The organism is Flavobacterium sp. CF136, assembly GCF_000282055.1.
Classification (GTDB): domain Bacteria; phylum Bacteroidota; class Bacteroidia; order Flavobacteriales; family Flavobacteriaceae; genus Flavobacterium.
Map to the genome: position 1 here is coordinate 1 of NZ_AKJZ01000006.1, position 14,792 is coordinate 14,792.

Annotated in this window: 17 protein-coding genes; 16 read left to right on the plus strand and 1 reads right to left on the minus strand. The window is 34.8% G+C overall.

What is annotated here, in order from left to right; translation table 11 throughout:
* Nucleotides 1-130 precede the first annotated feature (130 nt).
* Nucleotides 131-724, minus strand: a complete 594-nt coding sequence (locus tag PMI10_RS00655; RefSeq protein WP_007803352.1) for an HD domain-containing protein — start codon at nucleotides 722-724, stop codon at nucleotides 131-133.
* 199 nt (nucleotides 725-923) lie between these two features.
* On the opposite strand from PMI10_RS00655, the gene PMI10_RS00660 reads away from it, so the two are divergent.
* The 16 genes from PMI10_RS00660 to PMI10_RS00735 all read left to right on the plus strand — a co-directional run bounded on the left by PMI10_RS00660 (nucleotide 924) and on the right by PMI10_RS00735 (nucleotide 14,783).
* Nucleotides 924-2,339 (plus strand): MBL fold metallo-hydrolase, encoded by a 1,416-nt coding sequence (locus tag PMI10_RS00660; protein WP_007803353.1) that lies wholly within the window; start codon nucleotides 924-926, stop codon nucleotides 2,337-2,339.
* A gap of 94 nt (nucleotides 2,340-2,433) precedes the next feature.
* Entirely contained in the window at nucleotides 2,434-3,003 is a 570-nt protein-coding gene (locus PMI10_RS00665; RefSeq protein ID WP_007803356.1) for a YeeE/YedE family protein, read from the plus strand.
* Nucleotides 3,004-3,013: 10 nt separating this feature from the next.
* Nucleotides 3,014-3,493: a DUF6691 family protein gene (locus PMI10_RS00670; protein ID WP_007803358.1), complete on the plus strand. Its 480-nt coding sequence runs from the start codon at nucleotides 3,014-3,016 to the stop codon at nucleotides 3,491-3,493.
* 262 nt (nucleotides 3,494-3,755) lie between these two features.
* Entirely contained in the window at nucleotides 3,756-4,217 is a 462-nt protein-coding gene (locus PMI10_RS00675) for a MarR family winged helix-turn-helix transcriptional regulator (RefSeq protein WP_007803360.1), read from the plus strand.
* A 4-nt stretch (nucleotides 4,218-4,221) separates the two neighbouring features.
* The gene (locus PMI10_RS00680; RefSeq protein WP_007803362.1) at nucleotides 4,222-4,854 is read left to right on the plus strand and encodes an NAD(P)H-dependent oxidoreductase; all 633 of its coding nucleotides are present in this window, start codon (nucleotides 4,222-4,224) and stop codon (nucleotides 4,852-4,854) included.
* A gap of 29 nt (nucleotides 4,855-4,883) precedes the next feature.
* Nucleotides 4,884-5,453, plus strand: coding sequence for a YceI family protein (locus PMI10_RS00685; RefSeq protein ID WP_007803364.1), 570 nt, complete (start codon nucleotides 4,884-4,886; stop codon nucleotides 5,451-5,453).
* Between the two features lie 232 nt (nucleotides 5,454-5,685).
* The gene (locus tag PMI10_RS00690) at nucleotides 5,686-6,963 is read left to right on the plus strand and encodes a hypothetical protein (RefSeq protein ID WP_007803366.1); all 1,278 of its coding nucleotides are present in this window, start codon (nucleotides 5,686-5,688) and stop codon (nucleotides 6,961-6,963) included.
* 299 nt (nucleotides 6,964-7,262) lie between these two features.
* A complete protein-coding gene (locus PMI10_RS00695) occupies nucleotides 7,263-8,663 on the plus strand; it encodes an anthranilate synthase component I family protein (protein WP_007803368.1) in 1,401 nt (466 codons plus the stop codon).
* A 68-nt stretch (nucleotides 8,664-8,731) separates the two neighbouring features.
* Nucleotides 8,732-9,298, plus strand: coding sequence for an anthranilate synthase component II (locus PMI10_RS00700; protein WP_007803370.1), 567 nt, complete (start codon nucleotides 8,732-8,734; stop codon nucleotides 9,296-9,298).
* 74 nt (nucleotides 9,299-9,372) lie between these two features.
* Complete coding sequence (locus tag PMI10_RS00705; protein WP_007803372.1) at nucleotides 9,373-9,780, plus strand: GNAT family N-acetyltransferase; 408 nt, start codon at nucleotides 9,373-9,375, stop codon at nucleotides 9,778-9,780.
* Nucleotides 9,781-9,857: 77 nt separating this feature from the next.
* Entirely contained in the window at nucleotides 9,858-10,850 is a 993-nt protein-coding gene (trpD, locus tag PMI10_RS00710) for an anthranilate phosphoribosyltransferase (protein ID WP_007803374.1), read from the plus strand.
* 73 nt (nucleotides 10,851-10,923) lie between these two features.
* Nucleotides 10,924-11,709, plus strand: a complete 786-nt coding sequence (trpC, locus tag PMI10_RS00715; protein WP_007803375.1) for an indole-3-glycerol phosphate synthase TrpC — start codon at nucleotides 10,924-10,926, stop codon at nucleotides 11,707-11,709.
* Nucleotides 11,710-11,805: 96 nt separating this feature from the next.
* Complete coding sequence (locus tag PMI10_RS00720; RefSeq protein ID WP_007803376.1) at nucleotides 11,806-12,432, plus strand: phosphoribosylanthranilate isomerase; 627 nt, start codon at nucleotides 11,806-11,808, stop codon at nucleotides 12,430-12,432.
* Nucleotides 12,433-12,435: 3 nt separating this feature from the next.
* Nucleotides 12,436-13,617 carry a tryptophan synthase subunit beta gene (gene trpB / locus PMI10_RS00725; RefSeq protein ID WP_007803377.1) on the plus strand — a complete coding sequence of 394 codons (1,182 nt, stop codon included), beginning with the start codon at nucleotides 12,436-12,438 and terminating at the stop codon, nucleotides 13,615-13,617.
* 149 nt (nucleotides 13,618-13,766) lie between these two features.
* Nucleotides 13,767-14,084 (plus strand): gamma-glutamylcyclotransferase family protein, encoded by a 318-nt coding sequence (locus tag PMI10_RS00730; protein WP_007803378.1) that lies wholly within the window; start codon nucleotides 13,767-13,769, stop codon nucleotides 14,082-14,084.
* 63 nt (nucleotides 14,085-14,147) lie between these two features.
* A complete protein-coding gene (locus tag PMI10_RS00735; RefSeq protein ID WP_007803379.1) occupies nucleotides 14,148-14,783 on the plus strand; it encodes a LysE family translocator in 636 nt (211 codons plus the stop codon).
* Nucleotides 14,784-14,792 lie beyond the last annotated feature (9 nt).

Sequence of the window (14,792 nt, forward strand, 5' to 3'; positions counted from 1 at the left end):
AATTACACCCAACGGGTTAATATTTAAGTATATATTAATTCGTTGGAATTCAAAACAGGTGTCAGGCTGAGCGGAGTCGAAGGCTTCTATATTACAAAAGGCTTCGACTCCGCCAGCCAGACAGCAAGTATTATTCATCCTTTAAAATTCCTTTTGTGACACTTTCATTTATTAAACCTTCAGCGTAATTCCATAGAGTTGTTGAGCCTTCTTTTATAACGCTCTTTTTTTCGTAAACCTTTTTGTAGTTGACACCAAACTCCTTCCAGGTACCTCCTTCGTTGGATGTGTTTTGCAATAATGGTTCTAGCCTGTCCATCGATCTTGCGAATTTCGCTTCGTTGGTTTCACCCGCTTCAAATTCTTCCCAAATTGAAATCATGTTTTCTGCCTGCTTTTTCGGAAGCAAGCCAAAAATACGATTCGCTGCTAATCGTTCTTCATCGGTATTTGAATGACTTTTTGCTGTATCATAAATAAAAACATCTCCTGCGTCGATTTCTACAATATCATGTATTAGAACCATTTTTACTACTTTCAAAATATCAATCGGTTCATCTGAATGTTCTGCAAGGACAATCGCCATCAATGCTAAATGCCAGCTGTGTTCAGCATCATTTTCATTTCGGTCGCTATTAAACAGTTTTGTTTTTCGCTGAATGTATTTTACTTTATCAATCTCTTTAATAAAAGCAATCTGATTCAATAAATCTTCTGTGTTCATATAAGTGTATTAGTCGTAATCCTGTAAAATTACAAAATGCTTTATCGGTAATCAAATTGTGTTTCCTTTGATTTATTATTTTAAACCATTTTATTTTTTAATTGTTTTTTCCAAAAAAGTCAAATTTCTGTAACATTAGTCACTTACATTCCCAAAAAACAAGTTTACCTTTGTGAAACATTATTTTAGATTCCAAATCATGAAAATTGAACAAATTTACACCGGATGTTTAGCCCAGGGTGCCTACTATATTACTTCAAATGGCGAAGCTGCGATTATTGATCCGTTGAGGGAAATTCAGCCTTATTTAGATCGTTTGGAACGCGACGGAGTACAATTGAAATATATTTTTGAAACTCATTTTCACGCTGATTTTGTTTCAGGTCATATCGATCTGAGCAAAGAAACACTAGCCCCAATTGTCTATGGACCTAATGCAGCTCCGGAATTTGATTGTATTGTTGCCAAAGACGGACAAGTGTTTAAAGTTGGGAATATTTCGATAAAAGCTTTGCATACTCCTGGACATACCATGGAAAGCACCACTTATTTATTGATAGACGAAAACGGAAAAGATCATGCTATTTTTTCCGGAGACACTTTGTTTATTGGCGATGTCGGCCGACCGGATTTGGCACAAAAAGCAGCTTCGATGACCCAAGACCAATTAGCAGGGATTTTATTTCATTCGTTAAGAGACAAAATCATGACTTTGGCTGATGATGTAATTGTTTATCCTGCACATGGAGCCGGAAGTGCCTGCGGAAAAAACATGAGCAAAGAAACCGTTTCCACAATTGGGAACCAAAAAGCAACGAATTATGCTTTGCGTGCAAATATGACAGAAGCCGAATTTATCACTGAAGTAACCGACGGATTATTACCTCCCCCAGCCTATTTCAGCATGAATGTAGCCATGAATAAAGGCGGATACGAAAGTTTCGAATCGGTTTTGCATAACGGAATGAAAGCCATAAAAGCGGAAGATTTTGAAGCTGTAGCCGAAGAAACCGGTGCCCTGGTTCTCGATACACGCAATGCTGCTGATTTCAGCAAAGGATTTATTCCGCAGTCAATTAATATCGGAATCAACGGTGATTTTGCACCTTGGGTTGGAACTTTAATTGCAAATGTAAAACAGCCTATTATATTGATTACTGAAATTGGCATGGAAGAAGAAACCGTTACGCGCTTAAGCCGTGTGGGTTTTGATACAATCATAGGTCATCTTGACGGCGGTTTTGAAGCCTGGCAAAAAGCAGGTTTCGAAGTTGATAGTGTTAACCGAATTACTGCTGAACAATTTGCAAATGAATTTAAAATTGCAGAAGATAAAATAATCGATATTCGCAAAGAAACAGAATACGCTGCAGAACATATTGAAGACGCTTACAGCAAACCCCTTGCTTATATTAATGACTGGGTAAAAGATATTAATCCGAATGAGCATTTTTATCTGCATTGCGCAGGAGGATATCGCAGTATGATCGCAGCTTCTATTTTGCAGGCACGTGGTTTTAGAAATTTTACGGAAATTGAAGGCGGTTTTGGAGCTATTTCTAAAACAGATATTCCAAAATCTGATTTTGTTTGCCAGAGTAAGGTTTTAAAATAAAAGAAGTAACAAAGTTACAGAGTTACAAAGCAACAAAGGTTTTAGCCTTTGAATCTTTGATACTTTGCAACTTAGAACCTAAAAAATAAAAATTATGAGTCTACTGGAAATTATAAAAGAACCATGGCCTTGGTACGTTTCAGGCCCTTTAATTGGATTAACTGTTCCTATATTATTAATTATAGGAAATAAATCATTCGGAATCAGTTCGTCTTTGCGACATATTTGTGCCGCCTGCATTCCTGCGAATATTTCTTTCTTTAAATATGACTGGAAAAAAGAAAGCTGGAATTTATTCTTTGTTTTCGGAATTTTCCTTGGCGGAATCATTGCTACTTATTTTTTAGCGAATCCAAATCCGGTAGAAATTACTGCTAAACTTTCAGAGCAATTAGCGACTTACGGAATCACCGATCATTCGGGATTATTACCAAAAGAACTTTTTTCGTGGGAAAGTCTTTTTACACTTCGTGGATTTATCATGATTGTGGTTGGTGGATTTTTAGTTGGTTTCGGAACCCGTTATGCGGGTGGATGTACGAGCGGACATGCCATTATGGGAATTTCAAACTTGCAATGGCCTTCTTTGGTAGCAACAATCTGTTTTATGATTGGCGGTTTTATTATGGCTAATTTGATTTTACCTTATATTCTTTCACTTTAAAATTTCAAAAATGAATAATTTAGAAAATAAAAATACAGACACTGAAGGAATCAACGGAAGTCAATTGAAAGATTCAGGATTTGCAAACTTAAAGTTCCTTATAGTAGGAATCTTTTTTGGAATTGTATTCGTAAAAGCAGAAATCATTAGTTGGTTCCGTATTCAGGAAATGTTTCAATTACAATCCTTCTTTATGTATGGCGTAATCGGAAGCGCGGTTGTTGTTGGCATTATATCAATCTGGCTGATTAAAAAATTCGATATTAAAACCATTCAGGGCGAAAAAATAGAAATTCAGCCAAAGACTTTTAATAAAGGACAAATTTACGGCGGATTATTATTTGGTTTTGGCTGGGCTATTACCGGGGCTTGCCCTGGTCCTCTTTTTGCACAAATTGGTACAGGAGTTACTGTAATTGTGGTAACTTTAATCAGTGCTATATTAGGAACCTGGGTTTATGGGTTCTTTAAAGATAAACTTCCTCATTAATATATATTCCTATATTCCTCTCAAACCTAACAGTTTTTAAAAACCTGTTAGGTTTACTTTTGGTACATTTTTTAAACAATCGTTAAATATCATTAAAACAATATTTTAAATTAAGAAATTATATTTACTTTTATACTAATTACATAGGGTTTGTATAATTTAAAATTTACTTTAATTGAATTAACAAAAAATTAACGATACATTTGTATATACAAATATTAAAAGTTATACATTTGTATATACAAATTATACACTTACGATTATGACAATTGAGGAAGTTATAAAAAGTACTGTTAAGATGGATAATGCAAAAAAAGTTATTCTGAATATCATGTACACGCAAAATGTGATTCAGGATCATTTCAACGAGTTGATAAAACCGTATGATTTATCCGGAGAGCAATATAATGTGCTGCGTATATTGAGAGGACAAAAAGGAAATCCTGCCAATATGTGTGTGATACAGGAGCGTATGCTGGCCAAAACTAGCAACACCACCCGATTAGTTGACAAACTATTGTTGAAAGATTATGTTACCAGAAATGTTTGTCCGGGTAATCGACGAAAAATAGAGGTTTTGATAACCCAAAAAGGATTAGATGTTTTAAAAGAATTAGACCCGAAGGTAGATGAGCATGAGCGTTCATTTGCTGCCAATATAAGCCCTGAAGAATTAGAATTATTAAATGAATTATTAGAAAAATACAGAACCCAACAAAATTAACATTATGAGTACATTATTAGATAATCTAAATTGGAGATATGCAACTAAAAAATATGATGCAGCAAAAAAAGTCTCTACAACAGATTTAAACACTTTAAAAGAAGCAGTTAGACTTAGTGCCTCTTCATACGGATTGCAACCATACAAAATTGTTATTGTTGAAAATCCTGAATTGAGAGAACAATTAAAAGGAGCTGCCTACGGACAAACTCCAATTACAGATGCTTCTCACTTATTTATTTTTGCAAACGATCTTAATCTTGATGCAAAATCTGTTGAGACTTACATCAACAACATCAGCGAAACAAGAGGTGTTCCTGTTGATGCGTTAGGCGGATACAGCGACATGATGAACGGTGTAATTAATAGTTTATCAGGCGATGCTAAAAATAACTGGACTGCAAAACAAACTTATATTGCTTTAGGAAACTTATTAAGTGCTGCTGCCGAACTAAAAATCGATGCAACTCCAATGGAAGGTTTTAATCCTGCTGCATTCAATGAAATTTTAGGTTTCGACAAACTAGGTTTGAATGCTTCGGTAGTTGCAGCTATAGGTTACAGACATAATGAAGATGACACGCAACATTACAAAAAAGTCAGAAAATCTCAGGAAGAATTATTTATCACATTATAATTAATAATAATCAAAATCAATTTTACAACATGAAAAATTTAAAAACAATTGCAATAGCATTATTCGTAGCAGCAGCTGGTATTTCGGTAAACGCACAGACTAAAACAATCGACGTAAAGTCAAGTACTATCAAATGGGTAGGTAAAAAAGTAACCGGAGAACACTCAGGAACTGTAAACTTTAAAGACGGAGCTGTAATTTTCAAAGGGAAAAAATTAGCTGGTGGAAGTTTCACAGTTGATATGACTTCTTTAACTTCAACTGATTTAACGGGAGAATACCAAGGAAAATTGAACGGTCACTTAAAAGCTGATGATTTCTTCGGAACTGATAAATTCCCAACTTCAAAATTAGTTTTCAAAAAAATTGGTACTACTAAAACAGCTAATGTTTATGCAGTAACTGCTGATTTAACTATTAAAGGAATCACTAAACCGGTAACTTTTGACCTTACTGTAAATAAAGGTACAGCTACAACTGCATTCAAAGTTGACAGAACTAAATATGATATTAAATATGGTTCAGGAAATTTCTTTGAAGGTTTAGGAGACAAAACTATCAATGACGAATTTGAATTAGCAGTTGCTTTAAAATTCTAAATTTCACTTACTGATTCAGGAAACCCCAACAATTTAAATTGTTGGGGTTTCTTTTTTTAATGATGCATCAACTAAAGATGCTATAATTCTGATAAAACACAAAATAGTAACATTCTTAAAGTTGTACTAACACTTTCATAATATAACAGAATGTTTTGATTAACATTCGGCTTCTAATTTTGGCTTATTAAAAAACAATAATAATCAAAAACTGGAAATCAAAATTATAGTTATGAAAACAAAAATACGAATTGCAATTATAACAATTCTCAGCGGTTTTTCTCTTCAGGCACAACAAGCAAAAGGCATTATAGGAACATCTAACTGGATGAACAACTGGACAACTTTTAAACCAGCCAGTATCGAATACAACGAAGCTTCGAACATTATTGCCGGAACCATAGATAAAGATACCAAACTATATAAACGTAATACTTATCAACTTGTCGGTGTTGTATATGTAACCAACAATGCAGTATTGACTATCGAACCCGGAACAGTCATTCGAGGTGATGATAAAACCTGTGGTACCCTGGTAATTACAAATGGTGCAAAAATCATGGCCGAAGGTTTAGAAACCGATCCTATAGTTTTTACCTCTGATAAAGGAACTACGGAAAGAAAACCGGGCGATTGGGGCGGAATTATTATTCTTGGAAAAGCTCCTATCAATAAATTAGGGGGTATTTCTACTTTGCCTTTTGACTTAGACCCAACACTAAATCATTATGGCGGTCAAGATGCAGAAGATAATTCAGGGATTCTAAAATATGTAAGAATTGAATATTCAGGCAGAAAATTAAGCGCCCTAAAAGAACTAAACGGACTTTCGCTGGCAGGTGTTGGTCATAAAACAGTTTTAAGCAATATTCAAATCAGTTATTCAAATGACGATTCTTTCGAATGTTATGGTGGTAATTTGAATATGAACAACTTAGTTTCATATCGAACTACAGATGATGATTTTGATTTTACGCAGGGAGCACAAATTAATATTAGCAACAGCATTGCGATTCGCCATCCTTTCTCATCAGACATTTCAGGATCAAGATGTTTTGAAGCAGATTCGTATGATAAAATCGAAAATACGGATATGACCAAGAAAATGACGAAAATAAATGCCAACAATATTACCCTGGTAAATATGGAAGAAAACAATCAGGGATTGGTTCGTGAATCTGTTCATATTAGAGAAAATACTTATTTTAATTTAACCAACAGTATTGTTTCAGGATTCACTCCTTTCATTATTTTGGAAGAAAATATAGGAAATGGCGAAGTTAATTTATCTAAAATTTCATTAAATAATATCATTATTAATAACTGTAATGGCGGAATTTTAAGCGAATCTTCAAGCAATGATACCGTAATTCAAAATTGGTACAGCAAAGCCGAATTTGGATTAGAATTTACAAAAACCAAAAACAGTGAATTGTTTGCAATGCCTAATATAAAAGGAAGTCCAGACTTTAGAATGAAAGTTAACAATACAATTGCAATTGGAAATTAAGGATTTAAAAACACCCTATTTTTTTGAAATTTAACAAATTTATAAATTAAGAAAAGATTTTTTTGAGTTTTTATATCTCGTAATCCAAATTACATTTATATATTTGTGACATCAAAATAAGATATGAAAACAACAATGAACAATACTTGGTGGTGGAAGAATTTACGTCAGACGTCGTGAACAAAGCTTCCTGTAGTATTGTAAAACTATAAATATAAAAGGCTTGTCATCACGACAAGTCTTTTTTTTTGGTCAAAATCGAAAGTGAAAAAATATTAAAAACTATAAATCTAAATACATTGAAACCTTTTATACTCAACACACATTACAAACAAATTCTGGCAGATACAATTACGCCGGTTAGTGTTTATTTTAAAATAAGAGATAAATTCCCTAATAGCCTATTACTGGAAAGTAGTGATTATCATGGAAATGACAATAGTTTCTCTTACATCTGCTGCAATCCGATTGCAACGATTAAAATCGAAAACGAAGTTATCTCAAAAACTTTCCCTGACGGAACATCAGAACAAATCAACATTGATTCTTCAACGAATATTCCGGAAGTAATTCAGGAATTTTCAAGTCAGTTTAAGTCGGAGAAAAATGATTTTAAATTCATTAATAATGGTTTGTTCGGTTACATCTCTTATGATGCAGTCCGCTATTTTGAAAAAGTTTCGATAGCCAAAAAAGATACAGCAACTCTAATTCCTGATGTTTTTTATGCAGTATACCAAAACATCATTGCTATTAATCACTTTAAAAATGAAGCTTATATTTTTTGTCACAGCCTGGACGGAAGAAATAATATATCTGAAATCGAGCAATTACTACAATCCAGAAATATTGCTTCGTACAAATTTACTAAAGAAGGCGAAGGTTTCTCGAACTTAACCGATGAAGAATTCAAACACAATGTAGCTTTGGCCAAAAAGCATTGCTTCCGTGGTGATGTATTCCAGTTAGTTTTATCGCGTCGTTTCACTCAGGGTTTCAAAGGTGATGAATTCAATGTTTATAGAGCTTTAAGAAGTATTAACCCGTCTCCTTATTTATTCTTTTTTGATTATGGGGATTTCAAAATATTTGGGTCTTCGCCTGAAGCGCAAATTATCGTAAAAGACAGAAAAGCCGAAATTCATCCAATCGCCGGAACATTCAAAAGAACCGGAAATGATGAACACGATGCCGTTTTAGCCAAACAGCTTTCAGAAGATAAAAAAGAAAACAGCGAACATGTGATGTTGGTTGATTTGGCCAGAAATGATTTAAGCCGAAACGGTCATAACGTAAACGTAGAGAGATATAGAGAAGTTCAGTTTTTCTCACATGTGATTCACTTGGTTTCAAAAGTTACCGGGCATTTACATGAAAAAGCAACTACAATGCAGGTTGTTGCCGATACTTTCCCAGCCGGAACTTTAAGCGGTGCACCAAAACACAGAGCAATGCAGTTAATTGAAGATTACGAAAAAACGAATCGTAATTTTTATGGCGGCGCAATTGGTTTTATGGATTTCGAAGGCAATTTTAATCATGCGATTATGATTCGAACCTTCCTGAGTAAAAACCATCAATTACATTGTCAGGCCGGAGCAGGAATTGTCGCCAGCTCGGATGAAGAAAGTGAAATGCAGGAAGTATACAATAAACTAAGAGCATTGAATACAGCTTTGGAAATGGCTGAGAAAATATAAATAGTATTCAGTTTTCAGTCACAGTTCTCAGTTGCAGAACCTGAAACCTGAAGCAAAAATAAAACATCATGAAAAAAATATTAGTTATAGACAATTACGATAGTTTCACTTACAACTTAGTACACTATCTGGAAGATTTAAACTGCGAAGTAACCGTATACAGAAACGACGAATTTGATATTGACGAAATCGCTTCTTTCGATAAAATTCTACTTTCGCCAGGGCCTGGAATTCCTGATGAAGCAGGTTTGCTAAAAGACGTAATTCGAAAATATGCCCCAACAAAAAGCATATTAGGCGTTTGTTTAGGACAGCAGGCGATTGGAGAAGTTTTTGGAGGAACACTTTCAAATTTGGATAAAGTATACCACGGTGTAGCTACCTACGTAAAAAAAGCAGTTACTGACGAATCATTATTTGAAGGTCTTGAAGATGAATTTGAAGTAGGACGCTACCATTCATGGGTTGTTGATGCCGATTTACCGGATGTTTTAGAAGCTACTTCGTTTGAAGAACATGGACAGGTAATGTCTTTGCGACATAGAACATATGATGTACGCGGAGTTCAGTTTCATCCCGAAAGTGTACTGACACCAAACGGAAAAAGAATTTTAGAGAACTGGATTAAGGGTTAGTTTACAGTCACAGTGTCAGTTTACAATAAAAGCTTAGAACCTTAGTTTCTCAGCAACTTAGAATCTTTCAACAAATGAAAATAACAATTTTAGAAACTAAAGAAATCAATATTGAAGATATTTTGATTTTATACAAAGCAAATGAATGGAGTTCAGCCAGTAAACCAACTGAGTTGTATAACGGGCTTCTGAATTCTGAAACTCTGATAACAGCCTGGGAAGAGGAAAAATTGGTTGGATTAGGAAATGCAATTTCAGATGGATATTTAACGGTTTATTATCCACATTTATTGGTGCTTCCTGAATATCAGGGAAAAGGAATCGGAAAATTGATTATGGATAAAATGCAAGAGAAATACGGTCACTTTCATATGCAAATGTTAACCGCAGATGGAAGAGCAGTTGATTTTTACAAGAAAAACGGATTTGAACGTGCCGGAAAAACAGAGCCAATGTGGATTTATCAGGGAAATGAACATTAAAGCAGTTTTCAGTCTCAGTCTCAATTTTCAAAAAACTTAGAGCCTCAGTAACTTAGAACCTTAGCAACTTAAAAAAAATGAAAAATATATTAAATAAATTAATCAATCACGAAGTGCTTTCAAAAGAAGAAGCCAAAAATGTATTGATTAATATTTCAAGCGGTGAATACAATCCAAGTCAGATTTCGGCTTTTTTAACCGTGTTTATGATGAGAAGTATCACGATCGAAGAACTTTCAGGTTTCCGTGAAGCTTTATTAGAGTTATGCATTCGTGTAGATTTATCAGCCTACAATACCATCGATTTATGCGGAACGGGCGGTGATGGAAAAGACACGTTCAACATTTCGACTTTAGCATCATTTATTGCAGCCGGAGCCGGAATAAAAGTAGCAAAACACGGTAATTACGGAGTTTCATCTATTTCCGGATCAAGCAATGTAATGGAAAAAATGGGAATCAAATTTAGTAATGATCCAGAGTTTTTAGAAAAATGTATTGATCAGGCCGGAATTTGTGTTTTACATGCACCGTTATTTCACCCTGCGATGAAAAATGTTGGTCCAATCAGAAAAGAACTGGCCGTAAAAACATTCTTCAATATGTTAGGACCAATGGTAAATCCGTCATTTCCTAAAAACCAATTGGTTGGCGTTTTCAATTTAGAATTAGCCAGAATGTATGCTTATTTATATCAAAGTACCGATGTGAATTTTACGATTTTACATTCACTTGACGGTTATGATGAAATATCCTTAACGGGACCAACCAAAATTATTACCAGTCATATGGAAGGAATGCTGAAACCGGAAGATTTTGGTGTTCGCCTTTTATCACAAAGCGAAATCGAAGGCGGAAAAACAATCGAAGAATCGGCAGAAATGTTTACCAATATAATCTCCGGAAAAGGGAATGAAGCACAAAACAATGTGGTTTGTGCAAATTCTGCAATGGCAATTGCAACAGTAACAAAATGTTCTCCGCTGGAAGGATTTGAATTAGCTAAAGAAAGTTTATTTTCCGGAAAAGGATTAGTAGCTTTGAATAAATTGAAAGATTTAAGTAAATAAAAAATAAACACAAATTTCACGAATTAGCACTAATTAATTTTGGGTCTTGTGACTTTGTGACAAAACAATAACCATGAATATTTTAGATAAAATAATCTTAGACAAAAAAAGAGAAGTCATTCTCAAAAAATCAATCATTCCGGTTTCGCAATTGGAAAATTCAGTGTTTTTTGAAAGACAAACGATTTCTTTAAGTCAGAAACTAAAAACAAGTTCAACCGGAATTATAGCGGAACATAAACGCCGTTCGCCTTCAAAATCAGTAATAAATCATAATTTTACGGTTGAAGAAGTCGTTAAAGGTTATGAAAATGCGGGCGCTTGCGGAATTTCCGTTTTAACTGACGGAAAATATTTCGGCGGTTCACTGGACGATTTACTTTTGGCAAGGGCTTCAGTAAATATTCCGCTTTTGCGAAAAGAATTTATTGTCGATGAATACCAGATTTTAGAAGCCAAAGCTTTTGGTGCCGATTTAATTTTACTGATTGCAGCAGTTTTAACACGAGAAGAAATCAAATCATTATCTGAATTTGCCAAAAAATTAGGTTTGGAAGTTTTGCTTGAAGTTCATAATCAGGAAGAATTAGAAAAATCAATTATGCCGACACTTGATATGATTGGCGTAAATAACAGAAACCTGAAAACCTTCGAAGTGAGTTTAGATTTCAGTAAACAACTGGCAGCACAAATTCCGAATGATTTTGTAAAAGTTTCTGAAAGCGGAATCTCATCAATCGAAGCAATTGCAGAATTAAGACCTTATGGCTACAACGGCTTTTTGATTGGAGAAAATTTCATGAAAACCGATGACGCCGGTCAAGCTGCCAAAGAATTTATAAATAAATTAAATATTTAAAAGTTGCCACGAATTTCACAAATTAGCACGAATAAAATTAGGGAAAATTGGTGTAATTCGTGGCGAAAAACCTTTGCGGTTAAAAAACACAAAAAAATGAAAATCAAAATCTGCGGTATGAAATATCCCGATAATATACTCGAAGTGGGATCGCTCCTACCCGATTATATGGGATTTATTTTCTGGGAAAAATCCGCTCGTTATTTTGACGGAACGATTCCGGAATTGATCAAAACAATCAAAAAAACCGGTGTTTTTGTAAATGAAACGGTTGAAAATATTATAGCAAAAATTAATCAATATGATTTACAGGCCGTTCAATTGCACGGAAAGGAATCAGTTGAATTCTGTCAGGAATTAAAAAATAAGATTGATGCTGAAATCGAAATCATAAAAGTGTTTTCTGTCGGAGAAGATTTTAATTTTGATGTCTTAAGACCTTTTGAAAATGTATGTGACTATTTTTTATTCGATACAAAAGGAAAACTGCCAGGCGGAAACGGAACCACTTTCGACTGGAATATATTAGAAAATTACAAATCTGAAAAACCGTTTTTCTTAAGCGGCGGTATCGGAATTGAAGAAATACCAATGATTAAAAATCTCAAATTACCTATTTACGCCATCGACGTAAACAGCCGATTTGAAATTGAACCCGGATTAAAAAATGTACAATTATGCAGAGACGCACTGGTGTGCGTCTCCACGATAGAAAATAAATAAATTATGTCATACAACGTTAACGAAAAAGGATATTACGGAGAATTTGGAGGTGCTTTCATTCCCGAAATGTTATATCCAAATGTGGAAGAATTACGTCAAAATTATTTAAAAATCATTGCTGAACCTGATTTTAAAAAAGAATTTGATCAATTACTAAAAGATTACGTAGGGCGCCCGAGTCCACTTTATTTTGCCAAACGTTTATCTGAAAAATACAATACCAAAATCTACTTAAAAAGAGAAGACTTAAACCATACAGGGGCACATAAAGTCAACAACACTATTGGGCAGATATTGGTTGCAAAGCGTTTAGGCAAAAAACGAATTATTGCCGAAACCGGCGCAGGTCAGCATGGTGTGGCAACAGCAACAGTTTGTGCTTTAATGGGCTTGGAATGCATCGTGTATATGGGCGAAATTGACATAGCGCGCCAAGCTCCAAACGTAGCCCGTATGAAAATGTTAGGCGCCGAAGTTCGTCCGGCACTTTCGGGTTCAAGAACCTTAAAAGATGCTACAAACGAAGCCATTCGTGACTGGATCAATAATCCGGTTGACACCCATTACATCATCGGGTCTGCCATCGGACCTCATCCTTACCCGGATATGGTTACCCGTTTTCAAAGTATTATTTCAGAAGAAATAAAATGGCAGTTAAAAGAAAAAGAAGGCCGCGAAAACCCTGATTATGTTGTGGCTTGTATCGGTGGTGGAAGCAACGCTGCAGGAACATATTATCACTTTTTACATGAGCCTGAAGTAGGCATCATTGCTGTTGAAGCAGCCGGAAAAGGTGTCGACAGCGGTCATAGTGCCGCAACCAGCAAATTAGGAAAAGTAGGTGTTATTCACGGCTGCAAAACACTTTTGATGCAAACCCCGGACGGACAAATTACAGAGCCATATTCTATTTCTGCCGGTTTGGATTACCCTGGAGTTGGTCCTATGCATGCTCATTTGGCGCAAACCGGACGCGGCGAATTCTTTTCAGTTACAGATGATGATGCGATGAACGCAGGTTTACAGCTTACTAAATTAGAAGGAATTATTCCGGCGATCGAAAGTGCGCATGCCTTTGCGGTTTTAGACCAGAAAAAATTCAAACCAACCGATGTTGTGGTAATCAGCCTTTCGGGCCGTGGCGACAAAGATTTGGACAATTATATTGAATATTTTAAATTATAACAGAAGTATAATTTGGGCGTTACCCAAGGGTCGGGCTGTTCGCTAAATTCCCGATTAACAAAAACTACGGCTAAAAAGCCTTGTTTTTCTAAATCGGGAGATACCGCTTCCATCCCTAACGCAGACAGATAACGAGAAAAACAACATTTATGGAACAGATATTCTCTTACGGCACATTACAGTCAAAAGAAATTCAGATGCAGGTTTTTAATAAGCTATTAACCGGGACACCAGACCAGCTCCCGGGCTACAAGCTAAAAGATCTGAAAATAGAAGAAGAATTTGGAATGGCAGATTATTTTGTAGCAACACCAAGCGAAAATCCTTCGGATGAAGTAAATGGTATCCTTTTTACTATTTCCGACGAAGACCTGACCAAAGCAGATCAATTCGAATCTAATGCGTATAAAAGAATTCAGATAACACTGAAATCCGGAACAACTGCATGGATTTATATTGAAAGCTAATAACCGGATAAAATCAAATAGCTGAAGAATTTTGAAAACTTTTTACGATAAAAAACAAAAAAAATGAGCGGAATAATTAATTATGAAACTTTTATTTTAACTGGGCTTTTGCTAAATATAACTCCTGGTAATGATACTATTTTTATACTGAGCAGAAGTATGGCACAAGGAAAAAAAGCTGGAATTATGTCTGTATTAGGTATTGCAACTGGAACTTTAATTCATACAACTTTAGCTGCTTTTGGCCTTTCCATTATTATTGCCAAATCAATATTGGCTTTCAATATTATAAAATATGCTGGTGCAGTTTATTTACTATATATTGGATACAAAATGTTAACAGACAAAACCCGACTTAATACTGACACATCACTTTCAGAAAATTTGATTAATCTAAGGAAAATATACTTAGATGGAGTCATAACAAATGTTCTGAATCCGAAAGTTGCTTTGTTTTTTATTTCTTTTCTTCCACAATTTATTGATCCACACACAACAAATACAATCATACCATTCATTAAACTTGGTGTAACATTCACAATTACCGGGACAATATGGTGCCTAATTTTGGCAAACTTTGCTTCAATAATTTTTTCAAAATTAAAACACAATAAAAAGCTTTCAAATTACGTCAACAAAACTTGTGGCGGGGTTTTAATTGCTTTAGGAATAAAGATAGCATTGACAAGTAATAAGTAAAAATAGAAT

Bases quoted from the DNA above. Each gene is read 5' to 3' on its own strand.
- PMI10_RS00655 (WP_007803352.1), bottom strand. From the start codon at position 724: ATGAACACAGAAGATTTATTGAATCAGATTGCTTTTATTAAAGAGATT.
- PMI10_RS00660 (WP_007803353.1), top strand. From the start codon at position 924: ATGAAAATTGAACAAATTTACACCGGATGTTTAGCCCAGGGTGCCTAC.
- PMI10_RS00665 (WP_007803356.1), top strand. From the start codon at position 2,434: ATGAGTCTACTGGAAATTATAAAAGAACCATGGCCTTGGTACGTTTCA.
- PMI10_RS00670 (WP_007803358.1), top strand. From the start codon at position 3,014: ATGAATAATTTAGAAAATAAAAATACAGACACTGAAGGAATCAACGGA.
- PMI10_RS00675 (WP_007803360.1), top strand. From the start codon at position 3,756: ATGACAATTGAGGAAGTTATAAAAAGTACTGTTAAGATGGATAATGCA.
- PMI10_RS00680 (WP_007803362.1), top strand. From the start codon at position 4,222: ATGAGTACATTATTAGATAATCTAAATTGGAGATATGCAACTAAAAAA.
- PMI10_RS00685 (WP_007803364.1), top strand. From the start codon at position 4,884: ATGAAAAATTTAAAAACAATTGCAATAGCATTATTCGTAGCAGCAGCT.
- PMI10_RS00690 (WP_007803366.1), top strand. From the start codon at position 5,686: ATGAAAACAAAAATACGAATTGCAATTATAACAATTCTCAGCGGTTTT.
- PMI10_RS00700 (WP_007803370.1), top strand. From the start codon at position 8,732: ATGAAAAAAATATTAGTTATAGACAATTACGATAGTTTCACTTACAAC.
- PMI10_RS00705 (WP_007803372.1), top strand. From the start codon at position 9,373: ATGAAAATAACAATTTTAGAAACTAAAGAAATCAATATTGAAGATATT.
- trpD (WP_007803374.1), top strand. From the start codon at position 9,858: ATGAAAAATATATTAAATAAATTAATCAATCACGAAGTGCTTTCAAAA.
- trpC (WP_007803375.1), top strand. From the start codon at position 10,924: ATGAATATTTTAGATAAAATAATCTTAGACAAAAAAAGAGAAGTCATT.
- PMI10_RS00720 (WP_007803376.1), top strand. From the start codon at position 11,806: ATGAAAATCAAAATCTGCGGTATGAAATATCCCGATAATATACTCGAA.
- trpB (WP_007803377.1), top strand. From the start codon at position 12,436: ATGTCATACAACGTTAACGAAAAAGGATATTACGGAGAATTTGGAGGT.
- PMI10_RS00730 (WP_007803378.1), top strand. From the start codon at position 13,767: ATGGAACAGATATTCTCTTACGGCACATTACAGTCAAAAGAAATTCAG.
- PMI10_RS00735 (WP_007803379.1), top strand. From the start codon at position 14,148: ATGAGCGGAATAATTAATTATGAAACTTTTATTTTAACTGGGCTTTTG.